Origin of the sequence: Streptomyces sp. NPDC002490, assembly GCF_040296045.1 — a bacterium.
Lineage (GTDB): Bacteria > Actinomycetota > Actinomycetes > Streptomycetales > Streptomycetaceae > Streptomyces.
In genome coordinates this window covers 106130-123475 of record NZ_JBEOWM010000006.1, presented here as the reverse complement: position 1 = coordinate 123475, position 17346 = coordinate 106130, and the positions used below count along the sequence as shown (strand labels likewise).

The following is a 17346-nucleotide window of genomic DNA, read 5'->3' as shown; positions in this document are numbered from 1 at the left end:
CCGCGGGGACGGGGCGGCCCGGTGCCCCCTCGGTCGGGGGTGCCGGGAACCGTGCGGGGACCCGTCGTCAGCAGGGTCGCTTGCGGAGCTCCATCACGTAGTCGTGGGGCGCCCCCGCCGACTCCGCGGCGTCCGCGAGCTCGCCGAGGTAGCGGGCGGACGGGAGCCCGCCCTCGTACCCGTTGAGCACGTACACCCAGGCGGGTTCCTCCGCGTCCAGGGTGTGCACCCGCACCCGCATCCGGCGGTAGATGTCGAGCCCGACGCCCTCCCACCGGTCCATGGAGTCCTCGTCCATGGGGGCGATGTCGTACAGGGCGACGAAGACCTGGGAGCGGGGGGCCTCGACGATGGTCGCGAGGGCGCCCTCCCATCCCATGTGCTCGCCCCCGAAGGTCAGCCGCCAGCCGTTGAGCCATCCGGTGGCGCGCAGCGGCGAGTGCGGTGCGCGGCGCGTCATGAGCCGCGCGTCGAGATTGCCGGCGTACGCGGCGTAGAGCGACATGAGGTCGAGGGTACGGCAGGTGCGCCCGCTGTCCCTCCCGTATCGGAGGGGCCCCTCTGAAGAGGGAGGGTGGGAAAAACGGGCCCCGGGGGGCGCATGTTTTGAAGCGTGCGGGACAATGGGGTACGTGACTCGGATCGTGATCATCGGTGGTGGACCCGGCGGCTATGAAGCGGCGCTGGTCGCCGCGCAGCTCGGCGCGGAGGTGACCGTCGTGGACTGCGACGGTCTGGGCGGGGCGTCGGTGCTGACCGACTGCGTGCCGTCGAAGACGTTGATCGCGACCGCCGAGGTGATGACCACCTTCGACTCGTCGTACGAGGAACTGGGGATCATCGTCGCCGACGACACCCCCCACGTGGACTCGCCGGCGCGCGTGGTCGGCGTGGACCTCGGCAAGGTCAACCGACGGGTGAAGCGGCTGGCGCTCGCGCAGTCGCACGACATCACCGCCTCCGTCACCCGGGCCGGCGCCCGGGTGCTGCGCGGCCGGGGCCGGCTGGAGGGCCAGCAGGCGCTGGACGGCAGCCGGACCGTCGTGGTGACCGCCGCCGACGGCACCGAGGAGCGGCTGATCGCGGACGCCGTGCTGATCGCGACCGGCGGGCACCCCCGGGAGCTGCCCGACGCCCAGCCGGACGGCGAGCGCATCCTCAACTGGACGCAGGTCTACGACCTCGCCGAGCTGCCCGCGGAGTTGATCGTGGTCGGTTCCGGCGTCACCGGCGCCGAGTTCGCCGGCGCCTACCAGGCGCTCGGCTCCCGGGTCACCCTGGTCTCCAGCCGGGACCGGGTGCTGCCCGGCGAGGACCCCGACGCCGCGGCCGTCCTGGAGGACGTGTTCCGCCGGCGCGGCATGAACGTGATGGCCCGCTCCCGCGCCGAGTCCGCCAAGCGGGTCGGCGACCGGGTCGAGGTCACCCTGTCGGACGGCCGGGTCATCAGCGGCACGCACTGCCTGATGGCGGTCGGCGCGATCCCCAACTCCAGCGGGATGGGCCTGGAGGAGGCGGGCGTCCGGGTCAAGGACTCCGGGCACATCTGGACGGACCGGGTGTCCCGCACCTCGGCGCCCGGCGTCTACGCGGCCGGCGACGTGACCGGCGTCTTCGCGCTGGCCTCCGTCGCGGCCATGCAGGGGCGCATCGCGATGTACCACTTCCTGGGCGACGCGGTGAACCCGTTGAACCTGAAGACCGTCTCCTCCAACGTCTTCACCGACCCGGAGATCGCCACCGTCGGCTTCACCCAGGCCGACGTGGACGCGGGCAAGATCGACGCCCGGGTGGTGAAGCTGCCGCTGCTGCGCAACGCCCGCGCCAAGATGCAGGGCATCCGGGACGGCTTCGTGAAGATCTTCTGCCGCCCGGGCACCGGGATCGTCGTCGGCGGTGTCGTGGTCTCGCCGCGCGCCTCGGAGCTGATCCACCCGATCTCGCTCGCCGTGGACAACAACCTGACGGTGGAGCAGATCGCCAACGCGTTCACCGTGTACCCCTCGCTGTCGGGTTCGCTCGCCGAGGTCGCGCGTCAGCTTCACACCCGCAAGTCCGAGGGCGAGGGCTGACGCCCGGACCGGACCCGGGGGCGACCCGGGTCCGGGGTGGTCGGTGGAGTGCGCCCCGTGCGCCGGGGGCGCTATACCACCGAGTGTCGTTCGCTGCGAACAACTTCCGCTCTTCAGTGCAAACCGCTGAAAGGAGATGGTCGTTGGGGTTACTGTCAGTTTCGTGTTCGCTGCAGAACGTCGTCAGTTGATTCTCGAAATGGTGCGCGCCAACGGAGCCGTGTCGCTCCGTGAGCTCGCCCGTGTCGTCCAGACCTCCGAAGTGACCGTCCGGCGGGACGTACGGGCACTGGAGGCAGAAGGACTCCTCGACCGTCGCCACGGAGGTGCGGTCCTCCCGGGCGGGTTCACCCGGGAGTCCGGCTTCCCTCAGAAGTCCCACCTCGCGACCGCGGAGAAGACGGCGATCGCCGATCTCGCGGCCGGTCTCGTCGAGGAGGGCGAGGCCATCGTGGTGGGCGCCGGGACCACCACCCAGGAGCTCGCCCGCCGGCTCGCCCGCGTCCCGGGCCTGACGGTGGTGACCAACTCGCTGCTGGTGGCCCAGGCGCTCGCGCACGCCAACCGGGTCGAAGTGGTCATGACCGGGGGCACCCTGCGCGGTTCCAACTACGCCCTGGTCGGCAGCGGCGCCGAGCAGTCGCTCCAGGGGCTGCGGGTCTCCCGGGCCTTCCTGTCCGGGAACGGGCTGACCGCCGAACGGGGCCTGTCCACCTCCAACATGCTGTCGGCCAGCGTCGACCGGGCCCTGGTGCAGGCCGCCGCGGAGGTGGTGGTCCTCGCCGACCACACCAAGCTCGGCGCCGACACCATGTTCCAGACGGTGCCCACCGAGGTGGTCACCCGGCTGGTGACCGACGATCCCCCCGCGCACGCCGACCGGGCCGTCACCGAACTCCAGGCGCTCGCCGACCGCGGGGTACAGATCAGCGTGGCGGGCGGCCAGGGACAGGGCGCCGCCGACCCGGCCCCGCCGGGCCGCCAGCCCCGCCGGGACGTGGCCCTGCCGGGGCCCCGCCGGGGCCCGCAGCTGCGCAGCGCCGCGGGGCTCGGCGAGGGCGCACCGGGCGAGCGGGGCGCCCCCGGGCGCGTCGCCGACCTGCGGCGCCGCTGACCCCGTGCGGCATCCGGACCGCGGCGGACGGTCCGTCAGGCCCGGATGCCGTGCAGGGTCAGGTTCAACAACCGGTCCGCGAGGTGCGGGTCGTCGGGGGTCTCCTCGGCGGCCAGCGCGATCGCGTTGGTCAGCTGCATCAGGTCGGACACCGACACGTCCGCACGGACCGCGCCGGCCTGCTGGGCGCGCGCCAGCAGGTCCGCGCCCGCCTCCCGCATCGGGGTGCTGCACCGGGCCAGGGCCGAGCTGTCGTCGTTGCAGGCGGTCATCAGGGCGCGGGACAGCCCCCGGTACTCCCCGGCGTGGGTGATGATCGCGCGGAGCCAGGCGACCAGCGCCGTGCAGGGCTGCGGATCGTCCGACAGGGCTCGGGAACGGGCCAGCAGGTCGTCCCGGGCGTCCTCGAACACCGCGCTCATCAGGGCGTGCCGGTTGGGGAAGTGGCGGTACAGGGTGCCGATGCCGACCCCGGCCCGGCGCGCCACGTCCTCCAGCGAGGCCCCCGTGCCGTGCTCGGCGAAGGCGGTGCGGGCCGCGCCCAGCAGCCGCTCGTAGTTGCGACGGGCGTCCGAGCGCATGGCGCGCGGCTCGGGCCGCCCGGCCAGGGCGACCGGGCCGCTCGCCGTCGCCGCCGGGTCCACCGTGCCGTCCGGGTCTCCGTTCCCACCGCTCATCGCCGTTCCTCCTGCCTCCCCGCGGCCCTCCAGCATGCCACTTCGGCCGGGGTGGTCGCGGAGGGGGCGCGGGAGCGCACGACGACGTGGCGGGCCGCCCCCGACCGGGGGCGGCCCGCCACGTCGATCGTCACCGGCTCGGCGTCAGTCCTTGATCTCGCAGATGACGGCGCCGGAGGTGAGGGCGGCGCCCACCTCGGCGGTGAGGCCCTTCACGGTGCCCGAGCGGTGGGCGTTGAGGGGCTGCTCCATCTTCATCGCTTCGAGGACGACGACCAGGTCGCCCTCCTTGACCTCCTGGCCCTCCTCGACGGCGACCTTCACGATGGTGCCCTGCATGGGCGAGGCCAGGGCGTCGCCGGAGGCGGCCGGCCCCGACTTCTTCACCGCGCGCCGCTTCGGCTTGGCGCCGGCGGCGAGCCCGGTGCGGGCCAGCGACATGCCCAGCGACACCGGCAGGGACACCTCCAGCCGCTTGCCGCCGACCTCGACCACCACGGTCTCCCGGCCGGACTCCGACTCCTCGGCGTCCGCCTCGGCGCCGGTCGGGGTGAACGCGGGGATGTCGTTGACGAACTCGGACTCGATCCACCGGGTGTAGATCCGGAACGGGCTCGCGGTGAACGCCTCGTCGGCGACGACCTTGCGGTGGAACGGGATCGCCGTGGCCATCCCCTCCACCCGGAACTCCTCCAGCGCCCGCGCCGCCCGCTGCAAGGCCTGCTCCCGGGTCGCGCCGGTGACGATCAGCTTGGCCAGCAGCGAGTCCCACGCCGGACCGATCACGCTGCCGCTCTCCACCCCGGCGTCCAGGCGCACGCCCGGGCCGGTCGGCGGGGCGAACAGGGTGACGGTGCCGGGGGCGGGCAGGAAGCCCCGGCCCGGGTCCTCGCCGTTGATCCGGAACTCGAAGGAGTGGCCCCGCACTGGCGGGTCGTCGTAGCCGAGCTCCTCGCCGTCCGCGATGCGGAACATCTCCCGCACCAGGTCGATGCCGGTGACCTCCTCGGTCACCGGGTGCTCCACCTGGAGACGGGTGTTCACCTCCAGGAACGAGATGGTGCCGTCCGTGCCGACCAGGAACTCCACGGTGCCCGCACCCACGTACCCGGCTTCCTTGAGGATCGCCTTCGACGCCGCGTAGAGCTGGGCGTTCTGCTCGTCGGAGAGGAACGGCGCCGGGGCCTCCTCCACCAGCTTCTGGTGGCGGCGCTGGAGGGAGCAGTCACGGGTGGACACCACGACGACGTTGCCGTGCCGGTCGGCCAGGCACTGGGTCTCCACGTGCCGCGGCTTGTCCAGGTAGCGCTCCACGAAGCACTCGCCGCGACCGAACGCGGCCACCGCCTCGCGCACCGCCGAGTCGTACAGCTCCGGCACCTCGTCCAGGGTCCGGGCGACCTTCAGCCCGCGCCCGCCGCCGCCGAAGGCGGCCTTGATGGCGATGGGGAGCCCGTGCTCCTGCGCGAACGCCACGACCTCCGCCGCGCCCGACACCGGGTCGGGCGTGCCGGCGACCAGCGGGGCGCCCGCACGCTGCGCGATGTGCCGGGCCGCGACCTTGTCGCCCAGGTCCCGGATCGCCTGCGGCGGCGGACCGATCCAGGTCAGCCCCGCGTCGATCACCGCCTGCGCGAACTCCGCGTTCTCCGACAGGAACCCGTACCCCGGGTGCACCGCGTCGGCGCCCGAGTCCGCGGCGGCCTTCAGCACCTTCGCGATGTCCAGGTAACTGGTGGCCGGGGTGTCCCCGCCGAGGGCGAACGCCTCGTCCGCCACCCGTACGTGCACCGCGTCGCGGTCGGGCTCCGCGTAGACCGCGACACTCGCGATCCCCGCGTCCCGGCACGCCCGGGCCACCCGAACCGCGATCTCGCCCCGATTGGCGATGAGCACCTTCCGCACGATCGCTCCTCCTTGCAGTCTTCGCCGGCGGCCGGGTCCCGGCCCACCCGGTCCGGCACCCCCGCCCGGCACCCACGGCCCCGGAACGGTCACGGGTCACCGCGCCGATCACTTCGCATCTCTTCCCGGAACACGCCGAGTTTAGGGACAGCCGACACGGCCCCACGACCCGTTCACCATGGTGAGCTTCCCCACACGGAGGGTGAGAAGGGGTCGGGTGCGCGGTGAAAGCCCATGTCACGAACGCCGCGCGGAAATCCTCTTGGGAACCCTAGCCCGGTTGTGTGGCCGAGGTCTCTATGAGAGGGCACTGCGCGGGATCGCGAATCTTTGTGGAATCCCTACGAATGGCCCAACGGCGAGGAGGCGCGCCGAGGCATCCGCCCCCGTCCCCCGGGACCCTTCACCGCGCCCGCGGCGCCCACAGGTCGGTGATGCCCACGCCGAGGTCGGCGAGGAGGCGCCGCAGCAGGGGCAGCGAAAGGCCGATGACATTGCCGTGGTCGCCGTCGATGCCGTCGACGAACGGGGCCGACAGCCCGTCCAGGGTGAAGGCGCCGGCCACGTGCAGGGGCTCCCCGGAGGCGACGTAGGCGGCGATCTCGGCGTCCGTCGGCTCGCCGAAGCGGACCACCGTGGAGGCGGTCGCCGCGGCGTGCCGGCCGGTGCGGGTGTCGTACACGCAGTGGCCGGTCTGGAGGGTGCCGGCCCGACCCCGCATCGCCTTCCAGCGGGCGGTGGCCTCCTCCGCGTCGGCGGGCTTGCCGAGCGGCTGACCGTCCAGGTCGAGCACCGAGTCGCACCCCACCACCAGCGCCCCGCGGCGGACGGCCTCCGGGCGGGCGGCCACCACCGACGCCTTGGCCACGGCCAGCGCCAGGGCCAGTTCGGCGGGGGTGGGGGCGGTCACGGCGTCCTCGTCGACCCCGCTCACCAGCACCTCGGGGTCGAGTCCCGCCTGTCGCAGGAGTCCGAGACGGGCGGGGGACTGGGAGGCCAGGACGAGGTGGCGGGCTGCACTCATGCGCCCAGCGTAGAACCCGCCCCGCAGGTCAGCGCAGGCCGAGCCCCACCATCGCCAGCACCATGGCGAGGGCGAGGATCAGCCCGGCTCTGCGCAGCATGCCCTGCATGGCGCGCATCTCCTCGGGCGGTTCGTCGCGGGGGTCGGACCACAGCATGCCCCGATGGTCGCCCACCGGGGCCGGTGCGCGCCTGAGTACGGGTACCTAAGGGCCGTCCCGCTCAGCCCGGTCGGTAGGTACGGGTCCAGGCGTCCGGGCCCGGCGCGGGGCGCCGGGCCCGCAGCAGGCGGGCCGGACGGGACCAGCCGTCCGGCGCGACCGGCCGTTCCCCGGACGCCGCCGCTGACGCGGCGGCCCGGGCCCGGACCACCGCCAGGGCGGCGGCCAGTTCCTCCGGGGTGGGATTGCCCTTCACTACCTTGATCACGACGACTCCTCGGGGGCGGGGCGGCGACGGTGCCTACAGGGGGATGTTCCCGTGCTTCTTCGGCGGCAGGTCCTCCCGCTTGGTGCGCAGGTGGCGCAGGGCCCGCACCAGGTGGCGGCGGGTGTGCGAGGGCGTCACCACCGCGTCGACGTAGCCGCGCTCGGCGGCCGTGTACGGGTTCAGCAGGGTGTCCTCGTACTCCTGGACGAGCTGCTGCCGGACCTCCTCACGGTCCCCTTCGGGGGTCTGGGCGAGGGTCCTGCGGTGCAGGACGTTCACCGCGCCCTGGGCGCCCATCACCGCGATCTGCGCGGTCGGCCAGGCCAGGTTCAGGTCGGCCCCCAGGTGCTTGGAGCCCATCACGTCGTACGCCCCGCCGAACGCCTTGCGGGTGATCACCGTGACCAGGGGGACCGTCGCCTCGGCGTAGGCGTAGATCAGTTTGGCGCCCCGGCGGATGATCCCCTCGTGCTCCTGGCCGACGCCCGGCAGGAACCCGGGCACGTCCACGAAGGTGAGCACGGGGAGGTTGAAGGCGTCGCAGGTGCGGACGAAGCGGGCCGCCTTCTCGGAGGCGTCGATGTCCAGACAGCCCGCGAACTGCATCGGCTGGTTGGCGACGACGCCCACCGGCCGGCCCTCGATCCGGCCGAAGCCGGTGAGGATGTTCGGCGCGAACAGGGCCTGCGTCTCCAGGAACTCCCCGTCGTCGAGCAGGTGCTCCACCACCCGGTGCATGTCGTAGGGCTGGTTGGCGCTGTCCGGGATCAGCGCGTCCAGTTCGAGGTCCTCGGCGGTGGGCTCCAGGTCCGCCTCCTCGGGGAAGGCGGGCGGCTCGCTCAGGTTGTTCGACGGCAGGTAGGACAGCAGCGACTTGACGTACTCGACGGCGTCCTTCTCGTCGCCGGCCAGGTGGTGGGCCACCCCGGAGACCGCGTTGTGGGTGCGGGCCCCGCCCAGCTCCTCGAAGCCCACGTCCTCGCCGGTCACCGTCTTGATGACGTCGGGCCCGGTGATGAACATGTGCGAGGTCTGGTCGACCATCACCGTGAAGTCGGTGATCGCCGGCGAGTACACGGCCCCGCCCGCACAGGGCCCGACGACCAGCGAGATCTGCGGGATCACCCCGGAGGCGTGGGTGTTGCGGCGGAAGATCTCCCCGTACATCCCGAGCGCCATCACGCCCTCCTGGATGCGGGCGCCGCCCGAGTCGTTGATCCCGATGACCGGACAGCCCGTCTTCAGCGCGAAGTCCATCACCTTGACGATCTTCTGTCCGTAGACCTCGCCGAGCGCCCCGCCGAAGACCGTGAAGTCCTGCGAGAACACCGCGACCGGACGGCCGTCGACGGTTCCGTAGCCGGTGACCACGCCGTCGCCGTAGGGACGGTTGTCCGCCAGCCCGAACGCGGTGGAGCGGTGCCGGGCGAACTCGTCCAGCTCCGTGAACGAACCCTCGTCCAACAGCAGCCCGATCCGTTCACGGGCCGTCAGCTTCCCCTTGGCGTGCTGCTTCTCGACCGCCCGCGCCGAACCCGCGTGGGTGGCCTCGTCGATCCTGCGGTGCAGATCGGCGATCTTGCCCGCGGTGGTGTGGACGTCGATCGGGGGCGTGGTGGACGTGGTACGGGGCTCTTCCGGCGTGGACATCGGGTACGGCTCCCTGCGGAGGATGACGGCGGCCGGGCACACCGTCGTCGCGTGGGGCCGCGTCGGCGCGGAGGCCGCCGGATGGGTGACCGGGGCTACTTTTCTCGTAGCGTAGTGGGACGGATACCGTTCGGCAGTGCGGTGTTTGCCACACCTAGGGTGGGTTGCATGACACCCCCGGATGCCCCTGACAATCGCTGGTCCGACCTGGACCGCCCGCCGCTGAACGCGCCGGCGCTGCGCCGTGCCCTGGTGCGCCCCGGCTCGCTGTGGACCTCCCTGGAGGTGGTTCGCGAGACCGGGTCCACCAACTCCGACCTGGCCGCGCGGGCGGCCGGCCCCGAAGCCCCGGGCGAGGGCGTCGTGCTGGTGGCCGAGGCGCAGCACGCGGCGCGGGGCCGACTGGACCGCCGCTGGACCGCGCCCCCCCGCTCGGGCCTGTTCGTCTCCGTGTACCTGGTCCCCGGGCCCGGCGTGCCGCAGGAACGGTGGGGGTGGGTGCCGCTGCTCGCCGGGGTCGCCGTCGCGACCGGGCTGTCCCGGGCGGCCGGGGTGGACACCGCCCTCAAGTGGCCCAACGACCTGCTGGTGACCGTCGACGGCGAGGAACGCAAGGCGGGCGGCATCCTCGCCGAGCGCGCGGGCGAGGGCATCGTCCTCGGCATCGGCCTGAACGTCAGCCTGCGGGCCGGGGAGCTGCCGGTGCCGACCGCCGGTTCGCTGGCCCTCGCGGGCGCCGTCACCACCGACCGGGACCCGCTGCTGCGGGCGCTGCTGCGCTCCCTGGAGCAGTGGTACGGGGACTGGCGCGCCGCGGGCGGCGACCCGGTGGCCTCCGGGGTGCAGGAGACCTACGCGGCCGGGTGCGCGACCCTGGGCCGCCGGGTGCGGGCCCTGCTGCCGGGCGAGCGGGAGGTGACCGGCGAGGCGGTCGCCCTGGACGGGGACGGCCGGTTGGTCATCGCCTCCGACGACGGCGGACGGCAGCCCGTCGGGGCCGGCGACATCGTCCACCTGCGTCCGGCGGAGGCCGGCTGAGGGAGGGCCGCGCTGCGGCGACGGAGGGGTTCCGGGCGGTTCGCGGGACCGGACCGTCCGGTCGGGAGTGAGCCACGGCACAGCTGTCGTACTGTGTCTGTCTGGGTGCTCCCTCAGCACCCTGACCGCGCGGCAGATCGGGCGGCAGATCGGAAGGCAGCAGGTGTGACCGTCGACGACACGGGTGCCGGTGCGGGGCGGGGCGGCGCCCCCGACCCGGGCTCCGACGACCCCGGCCCGGTACCCGCGCCGGCCCGGTCGGGCGACTCCGGTCGCGGCCCCGGTTCCGGCACCGCGGAGAGCACCGACGGAGACGGCGACGACCCCCTCGCCCTCCGGCTGGAACAGCTGATCCTGGGCGCGGAACGCCGCTACACCCCCTTCCAGGCGGCCCGGAGCGCCGGCGTCTCGATGGAACTCGCGTCCCGCTTCTGGCGCGCCATGGGCTTCGCCGACATCGGCCAGGCCAAGGCGCTCACCGAGGCCGACGTGCTGGCCCTGCGGCGGCTGGCCGGTCTGGTCGAGGCGGGCCTGCTCAGCGAGCCGATGGCCATCCAGGTCGCCCGGTCCACCGGGCAGACCACCGCCCGGCTCGCCGAGTGGCAGATCGACTCCTTCCTGGAGGGCCTCACCGAGCCGCCCGAGCCGGGCATGACCCGGACCGAGGTCACCTACCCGCTGATGGAACTGCTGCTCCCGGAGCTGGAGGAGTTCCTGGTCTACGTGTGGCGGCGGCAGCTCGCCGCGGCCACCGGGCGGGTGGTGCAGGCCGCCGACGACGAGGAGATGGTGGACCGCCGCCTCGCCGTCGGCTTCGCCGACCTGGTGGGCTTCACCCGGCTCACCCGGCGGATGGAGGAGGAGGAACTCGGCGAACTCGTCGAGGCGTTCGAGACCACCGCGGCCGACCTGGTGGCCGCGCGCGGCGGTCGACTGATCAAGACCCTGGGCGACGAGGTCCTCTACGCGACGGACGACGCGGGCATCGCCGCCGACATCGCCCTGCGGCTCATCGAGACCATGGCCGACGACGAGACGATGCCCGAACTGCGGGTCGGCATCGCCTTCGGCACCGTCACCACCCGGATGGGCGACGTCTTCGGCACCACCGTCAACCTCGCCAGCCGGCTCACCTCGATAGCCCCGAGGGACGCCGTCCTGGTGGACGGGGCGTTCGCCGAGGAGCTGACCCGCACCGGGCTCGCGCCGGCGCAGGACGCGGCGGTGGACCCCGCGCCGCCGGAGTCGCCCGCGCCGCGCTTCGTGCTCCAGCCGATGTGGCAGCGGCCGGTGCGCGGCCTCGGTGTGGTCGAACCCTGGCTGCTCACCCGGCCCTGACCGCTCGCCCCGTTCCGTCGCGGCCCGCCTCCTGGAATGATCCGCTCGGGTAACGACCGTTAACGAGCAGGGAGGTGCGTCGTGGACGCAGGCACGGACGCCGACGAGGGGGCAGTGCGGTTCGGGGACGGGGTGGCGGTGCTCCGGCACGGCCCGGTCGCCGAACTGCGGCTGGACCGTCCGCAGGCGATGAACGCGGTCTCCACCGAACTGGCCCGGGGCCTGGCCGCCGCCTGCACCGCCCTGGGCTCCGACCCCGGGGTGCGCGCGGTGGTTGTCACCTCCGGCCACCCGCGGGCGTTCTGCGTGGGCGCCGACCTCAAGGAGCGCAACTCCTTCACCGACCGGGACCTGCGGCGCCAGCGCCCGGTCGGCCGGGCCGCGTACACCGCGGTGCTGGACCTCCCGGTGCCGGCCGTCGCCGCGGTGCACGGCTACGCCCTGGGCGGCGGGTTCGAGATCGCCCTGTCCTGCGACCTCATCGTGGCCGACCCCACGGCCGTCGTCGGGCTCCCGGAGGTCACCGTGGGGGTGATCCCGGGCGGCGGCGGCACCCAACTGCTGCCGCGCCGGGTGGGCGCCGCCCGGGCCGCCGAGCTGATCTTCACCGGACGCCGGGTGCCCGCCGTGGAGGCCCAGGCGCTGGGGCTGGTGGACCTCCTGGTCGAAGAGGGCGGGGACCGGACCGAGGCGCTGGCGCTCGCCGGGCGGATCGCCGCCAACTCGCCGGTGGGGCTGCGCGCCGCCAAGCGCGCCCTGCGCCTCGGGCACGGCCTCGACCTGCGCGCCGGGCTCGAAGTGGAGGACGCGGCCTGGTCGACGGTGGCCTTCTCCGGGGACCGGGCGGAGGGCATCGCCGCCTTCAACGAGAAGCGCGCCCCGAACTGGCCCGGGGAGTAGGCGCACGGGGAGCGGGTCCGGGGCGCGCCCCGGACCCGGGCGCGGCCGGGTGCCCCTGCGAACCCCCGGTGGATCCACCCAATGCCTCAAAACATGCCAAACGTCCCTAACCTGGTGTGATGGGTGGTGAAGAAGTGCGGCTACGAGGCGTGGTGGAGTTGGCCCAGGGCATGGCGGCGGCCCGTACCCCCCGGGACTCCTGGTGGGCCGCGGCGGACGGCGCCCGGCGGGCCCTCGTCGGGGACTTCGCCGCCCTCTCGGTCTGGGAACGGGACCACGGCCGCCTCAGAGTGCTCGTCAACGCCGGACGGCTGGCGCCGGGCGAGGAGGAGTTCCCCGCCCTGGAGGCGTACCCGGTGCACGAGTTCCCCGAGATCACCGAGTTCCTGCACGGGCGGTGGGCCGGCGGCGGGGAGCCGCACGCCTGGGTGGAGACCGCCGACGGCCCGGCCTTCGCCGGCGCCGGCTACTACCACCAGCGGGTCGCCGCGCTGCGCCGCCGGGGCCGGGGCTGCTGCGTGGTCGCCCCGCTGGTGCTGCACGGCCGGGCCTGGGGCGAGTTGTACGTGGCACGCCTCGCGGGCGGCCCGGACTTCGTCCAGGCGGACGCGGACTTCGCCACCGTGCTCGCGGCCGTGGTCGCGGCGGGCCTCGCCCAGACCGAGCGCCTGGAGGAGGCCCGCCGACTGGCGTTCACCGACTCCCTCACCGGGCTCGCCAACCGGCGGGCGGTGGACGCCGGACTCGACGACGCGATCGACCGGCACCGGGCCGAGGGCGTGGTGGTGAGCCTGGTGGTGTGCGACCTGAACGGGCTGAAGCGGGTCAACGACACCCAGGGGCACGCGGTCGGGGACCGGCTGCTGGAACGCTTCGGCTCGGTGCTGTCGGTGTGCGGGGCGATGCTGCCGGGCGTCGACACGCTGGCCGCCCGGCTCGGCGGGGACGAGTTCTGCCTGCTGACGGTCGGCCCGCCGGCGGACGAGGTGGTGCGGGTCGCCGACGAACTGTGCCGCCGGGCCGCCGGGCTCGGGGACGGGGTGGCCTGCGGGGTGGCCTCCACCGGTGACCCCATCGGCGAGGTGCGCTCCGCCCGCCGGCTGTTCCGGTTGGCCGACGCCGCCCAGTACCGGGCCAAGGCGGCCAGGTCGCCGGGGCCCGTGGTGGCCGGCCGGGCGGGCCCCGACGACCCGGTGCTCCGGCTCGCCGACGCCGCCGGCCCGCCCGCCGGCGAGCCCGCCCCGCCGGTCGGCGAGCGCCGCCGCTTCCGCCGGTGGCGGGAGCGGCAGGGATAGCCCGGACCGTCGGGTGTGGCGCGGATCACGTGCGGCGGGCGATGAGCTCCGGGAGCGGGACGGGTCCACCCCTCGACAGCACCGACCCGCAGCAGCGCGGCGCCCGGTGACCCGAGAGGAAGGCAGGACCACCGTGACCGCAGCCGTGAAGGGCCCGGCGAGCTACTTCCCGTCCATCGAGAGGGCCTACGGCCGTCCGGTCGCCGAGTGGCTGGAGCTGATCCGTTCCTCGCCGCTGACCAAGCACATGGAGCTGGTCGCCTGGTTGAAGGCCGAGCACGGACTCGGCCACGGGCACGCCAATGCGCTGGTCGCCCACGTGCGCGCGACGGACGCCTCCTGACGCGAGGGTCCGGGGCCGGCGACGACCCGGGCCGCCCCGCCGTGTGACGGCGGGTCAGGGCCCGGGGCCGGACGGGAGGTGGACGCCCGATCTGATGACAAGCTTCAATTCACTGCGTACGCTCCTGAATATGGATATGCACACTGTGGTGCTGGGCGCGTCCGGGACCACCGCGGCCGAGGTGCTCGCCGTGGCCCGCCACGACGCCCGCGTCCAACTCTCCGAGGAAGCGGAGAGCGCGCTCGCCGCCGCCCGCGCCGTCATCGACGCCCTGGCCGCCGGCACCGACCCGGTGTACGGGGTCTCCACCGGCTTCGGAGCCCTCGCCACCCGCCCCATCGGCCCCCACCTGCGCGCCCGGCTGCAACGCAACATCGTCCGCTCGCACGCCGCCGGCATCGGGCCCCGCGTCGAACGCGAGGTCGTGCGCGCCCTGATGTTCCTGCGGCTGAAGACCCTCTGCTCCGGGCGCACCGGGGTCCGCCCCGAGGTGGCCCACGCCCTGGCCGACCTGCTGAACGCGGGCATCACCCCCGTCGTCCACGAACACGGCTCGCTCGGCTGCTCCGGCGACCTCGCCCCGCTCAGCCACTGCGCCCTGGCGCTGATGGGGGAGGGTGACGCCGAGGGCCCCGACGGAACCGTCCGACCCGCCGCCGACCTGCTCGCCGCCCACGGGCTGCACCCCGTCGAACTGCGCGAGAAGGAGGGGCTCGCCCTCCTCAACGGCACCGACGGCATGCTCGGCATGCTGCTGATGGCCCTCGCCGACCTCGACCGCCTCTACACCAGCGCCGACATCACCGCGGCACTCAGCCTGGAGGCCCTGCTCGGCAGCGCCAGGGTGCTGGCCCCGGAACTGCACGCCATCCGGCCGCACCCCGGCCAGGGCGCCGCCGCCGCCAACATGCTGGCCGTGCTGCGCGGTTCGGGACTCACCGGCCACCACCAGGACGAGGCCCCGCGGGTCCAGGACGCCTACTCCGTCCGCTGCGCCCCGCAGGTCGCCGGCGCCGGCCGGGACACCCTCGCCCACGCCCGACTGGTCGCGGAGCGCGAACTCGCCGCCGCCGTCGACAACCCGGTGGTCCTGCCGGACGGCCGGGTCGAGTCCAACGGCAACTTCCACGGGGCCCCGGTCGGCTACGTGCTCGACTTCCTCGCCATCGCCGTCGCCGACCTCGCCTCCATCGCGGAACGCCGCACCGACCGCCTCCTGGACCGCAACCGTTCGCACGGCCTGCCGGCGTTCCTCGCCGAGGACCCGGGCGTCGACTCCGGACTCATGATCGCCCAGTACACCCAGGCCGCCCTGGTCGCCGAGTTGAAGCGGTTGGCCGTACCGGCGTCCGCCGACTCGATCCCCTCCTCCGCCATGCAGGAGGACCACGTCTCGCTCGGCTGGTCCGCCGCCCGCAAGTTGCGCACCGCCGTCGACCACCTCACCCGGGTGCTCGCCGTCGAGGCGTACGCGGCCACCCGCGCCCTGGAACTGCGCGCCGGCATGGTCCCGGCCGAGGCGTCCCGCGCGGTGATCGCGGCGGCCCGGGCCGCCGGGATCGAAGGGCCCGGCCCGGACCGGTTCCTCGCCCCCGACCTGGCCGCGGCCGACGCCTTCGTCCGCGGGGGCGCCCTGGTGCGCGCCGCCGAATCGGTGACCGGGCCGCTCGCCTGAGGGGCCGTCAGGAAGGGTCGGGGCCGAAGGCCGCGGCGGCCCGCCGCAGGGCCGCCCCGGCCCCGCCCACCACCGGGTCGCCGTGCCCGAAGACCGCGGTCGACACGTCCAGCGCGGCCATCCGGTGCAGCGAGGCGATCGCCCGGACCCGGTCGGTGTTGAAGACGCCCAACGCCGGCCCGCCCACGTTGTGCACGGTGTCCCCGGTGAACAGCACCCCGGGTCCCGGCAGGTGCAGCGCGACGGAGCCGTCCGTGTGCCCGGGCACGGACACCACCCGCGCCCCGCCCCCGAAGTCGAGCACCTCGCCGTCGTCGACCCCGCGGTCCACCCGGCACGGCGGCGCCGGGGGCAGTGCCGGCACCGCCGCCCGGATCGGCACCTCGAAGTCCTCCAGCACGAACGGCGCCCCCACCGCCTCGCCCCGGATCACCGGGGCGTCCGACGGATGGGCGAGGACCTCCGCCCCGTACCGTTCGGCCAACTCGGCCGCCGAACCGGTGTGGTCCTCGTGCCAGTGCGTCAGCACGATCCGGCGCAGCACGCCGACCGAGTCCAACACCTGCGCGATCGCGGCCCCGTGCCCCACCGGCCCGGTGTCCACCAGGGTCAGGTCACGGCCGTCCCGCCACAGGTAAGCGGCTCCCACCGGAAACCGCAGCATGCGCAAGCCGGGCACCACCTCGATGACGTCCATGAGCCCAGCGTGTGCGACCGCGGACACCGGCGCACGGTGCGTTCGCTGAGGGCACAGCCTTCCGTGCGCCCCTCAGCCCTCGGTGCGCCCCCGCCGCATCGAGTAGGCCACGAAACCCGCGCCCACGCACAGGAAGGCGGCGCCCCCGTAGACGTAGGGGGTGGTGTCGAAGCTGCCGGTGTCGGCCAGACGGGCGCCGGAGTCGGAGGTCCGCACCGACTGCTCGCTGACCGTCGTCACCACCGCGGACGCCGGCTCCGAGCCCTCGGCTCTGATTGCCGCAGGGACGATCGTCCGGGGCGCGCCGAGGGAATCGGCGCTGGTCGCGTTGGCGGAAGGGATGAACCACAGGGCGCCGAGGAGGGTTCCGGCGGCGGTTGCGGTCAGCAACGAGCGGCGGGCGGCGGACACGGAAAATCGATCCCCTTGTGACACGGGCGAATTGGCCGGATGGACCGATGCTAGTGAACGCCGCGGGTCGCAGGAAAGTCGCGGGGTGCGCCGGCCGTACGCTCCCGACCATGACCATCTCTGAAACATCCCGTCACACCCGATATGTGCGCCTGCGCACCGATCTGCTGCTGGAGGTGCGCGACGGGGACGCGCTGACCGGCGGCGCGCTGCGGCAGATCGCCCGGGACGAGCACGTCGACCCCGCGGAGCGGGCCCAGTCCGAACTCGCTGTGAAACAGGACACAGCCGAGGCGCTCGCCTACCTCATCGACCCGTACGACCTGGTCAAGGACGTGCCCGGGGTCGACCTCGCCCGCGCCTCCTGGAGCAGCGAGGCGTTCGCCGAGGGCGCCGGAGGCCGCCGCGGCGACGATCCGTACGACGAACTCGACCCCGAGGGAAGCGACTGGTTCGAGGACGACGATGATGAGGAGGGTGAGGACGCGGGCGGCGCCCTCCGCTGACCCGTCCCGATCCGTCCGCCCGTGAGGGCGCGGCGGATCCGGGTCCGGCCGTGCGGCCGGACGGCCGGGGCTCCGGACGGCGTGCCGCCGCCGGGGCCTCGCCGCCTTTCCGGGGCGCCGCCCCGGGGCGCGCGATCCCGCCGCGTGCCACGCGTCGGAGGTCCGAGGGGGCACCCCCGGACCGCCGGTGACGTTGGACGTGGTGTGTCCCACACCTGTGCCGCGCAAGGAACCGCGGAACGCGATCAGGGCGTTTTACCAGCACAGGGCTGC

General features: G+C 74.1%; 18 protein-coding genes. 9 read left to right on the top strand and 9 right to left on the bottom strand.

Annotation, left to right across the window (positions count from 1 at the left end; genetic code table 11):
• Nucleotides 1-67: 67 nt before the first annotated feature.
• Nucleotides 68-505 (bottom strand): gamma-glutamylcyclotransferase family protein, encoded by a 438-nt coding sequence (locus ABT092_RS05850; protein WP_351240199.1) that lies wholly within the window; start codon nt 503-505, stop codon nt 68-70.
• A 118-nt stretch (nt 506-623) separates the two neighbouring features.
• Between ABT092_RS05850 and ABT092_RS05845 the strand changes: the two genes are divergently transcribed.
• The gene (locus tag ABT092_RS05845) at nt 624-2072 is read left to right on the top strand and encodes an NAD(P)H-quinone dehydrogenase (protein ID WP_351240197.1); all 1449 of its coding nucleotides are present in this window, start codon (nt 624-626) and stop codon (nt 2070-2072) included.
• Between the two features lie 163 nt (nt 2073-2235).
• Entirely contained in the window at nt 2236-3186 is a 951-nt protein-coding gene (locus ABT092_RS05840) for a DeoR/GlpR family DNA-binding transcription regulator (protein WP_351240195.1), read from the top strand.
• A 35-nt stretch (nt 3187-3221) separates the two neighbouring features.
• Here the strand turns inward: ABT092_RS05840 and ABT092_RS05835 are convergent, their stop codons facing one another.
• The 6 genes from ABT092_RS05835 to ABT092_RS05810 all read right to left on the bottom strand — a co-directional run bounded on the left by ABT092_RS05835 (nt 3222) and on the right by ABT092_RS05810 (nt 8870).
• Nucleotides 3222-3767 (bottom strand): TetR/AcrR family transcriptional regulator, encoded by a 546-nt coding sequence (locus ABT092_RS05835; protein ID WP_351240329.1) that lies wholly within the window; start codon nt 3765-3767, stop codon nt 3222-3224.
• Nucleotides 3768-4007: 240 nt separating this feature from the next.
• Nucleotides 4008-5768 (bottom strand): acetyl/propionyl/methylcrotonyl-CoA carboxylase subunit alpha, encoded by a 1761-nt coding sequence (locus ABT092_RS05830; RefSeq protein ID WP_351240193.1) that lies wholly within the window; start codon nt 5766-5768, stop codon nt 4008-4010.
• Nucleotides 5769-6171: 403 nt separating this feature from the next.
• The gene (locus ABT092_RS05825) at nt 6172-6792 is read right to left on the bottom strand and encodes a nucleoside triphosphate pyrophosphatase (protein WP_351240191.1); all 621 of its coding nucleotides are present in this window, start codon (nt 6790-6792) and stop codon (nt 6172-6174) included.
• A 28-nt stretch (nt 6793-6820) separates the two neighbouring features.
• Nucleotides 6821-6949: a morphogenic membrane protein MmpB gene (gene mmpB, locus ABT092_RS05820; RefSeq protein WP_351240189.1), complete on the bottom strand. Its 129-nt coding sequence runs from the start codon at nt 6947-6949 to the stop codon at nt 6821-6823.
• A 64-nt stretch (nt 6950-7013) separates the two neighbouring features.
• A complete protein-coding gene (locus ABT092_RS05815; RefSeq protein ID WP_351240187.1) occupies nt 7014-7220 on the bottom strand; it encodes an acyl-CoA carboxylase epsilon subunit in 207 nt (68 codons plus the stop codon).
• A gap of 33 nt (nt 7221-7253) precedes the next feature.
• Nucleotides 7254-8870: an acyl-CoA carboxylase subunit beta gene (locus tag ABT092_RS05810; protein ID WP_351240185.1), complete on the bottom strand. Its 1617-nt coding sequence runs from the start codon at nt 8868-8870 to the stop codon at nt 7254-7256.
• A gap of 168 nt (nt 8871-9038) precedes the next feature.
• Here ABT092_RS05810 and ABT092_RS05805 point away from each other — a divergent pair, with 168 nt between their 5' ends.
• The 6 genes from ABT092_RS05805 to hutH all read left to right on the top strand — a co-directional run bounded on the left by ABT092_RS05805 (nt 9039) and on the right by hutH (nt 15459).
• Complete coding sequence (locus ABT092_RS05805) at nt 9039-9908, top strand: biotin--[acetyl-CoA-carboxylase] ligase (protein WP_351240183.1); 870 nt, start codon at nt 9039-9041, stop codon at nt 9906-9908.
• 165 nt (nt 9909-10073) lie between these two features.
• Entirely contained in the window at nt 10074-11246 is a 1173-nt protein-coding gene (locus ABT092_RS05800) for an adenylate/guanylate cyclase domain-containing protein (RefSeq protein ID WP_351240181.1), read from the top strand.
• Nucleotides 11247-11327: 81 nt separating this feature from the next.
• Nucleotides 11328-12146: an enoyl-CoA hydratase/isomerase family protein gene (locus ABT092_RS05795; RefSeq protein ID WP_351240179.1), complete on the top strand. Its 819-nt coding sequence runs from the start codon at nt 11328-11330 to the stop codon at nt 12144-12146.
• Between the two features lie 119 nt (nt 12147-12265).
• On the top strand, nt 12266-13441 hold the full coding sequence (locus ABT092_RS05790) for a GGDEF domain-containing protein (protein WP_351240177.1): 1176 nt from the start codon (nt 12266-12268) through the stop codon (nt 13439-13441).
• A gap of 133 nt (nt 13442-13574) precedes the next feature.
• Nucleotides 13575-13784, top strand: coding sequence for a DUF4287 domain-containing protein (locus ABT092_RS05785; protein WP_351240173.1), 210 nt, complete (start codon nt 13575-13577; stop codon nt 13782-13784).
• 136 nt (nt 13785-13920) lie between these two features.
• On the top strand, nt 13921-15459 hold the full coding sequence (gene hutH, locus ABT092_RS05780) for a histidine ammonia-lyase (protein WP_351240327.1): 1539 nt from the start codon (nt 13921-13923) through the stop codon (nt 15457-15459).
• Between the two features lie 7 nt (nt 15460-15466).
• Here the strand turns inward: hutH and ABT092_RS05775 are convergent, their stop codons facing one another.
• Together ABT092_RS05775 and ABT092_RS05770 are read right to left on the bottom strand one after the other, a co-directional pair.
• Nucleotides 15467-16156: an MBL fold metallo-hydrolase gene (locus ABT092_RS05775; protein WP_351240171.1), complete on the bottom strand. Its 690-nt coding sequence runs from the start codon at nt 16154-16156 to the stop codon at nt 15467-15469.
• Nucleotides 16157-16228: 72 nt separating this feature from the next.
• Nucleotides 16229-16567, bottom strand: a complete 339-nt coding sequence (locus ABT092_RS05770; protein ID WP_351240169.1) for a hypothetical protein — start codon at nt 16565-16567, stop codon at nt 16229-16231.
• 110 nt (nt 16568-16677) lie between these two features.
• On the opposite strand from ABT092_RS05770, the gene ABT092_RS05765 reads away from it, so the two are divergent.
• Nucleotides 16678-17073: a hypothetical protein gene (locus tag ABT092_RS05765; protein WP_351240167.1), complete on the top strand. Its 396-nt coding sequence runs from the start codon at nt 16678-16680 to the stop codon at nt 17071-17073.
• The last annotated feature ends 273 nt before the right edge of the window (nt 17074-17346 follow it).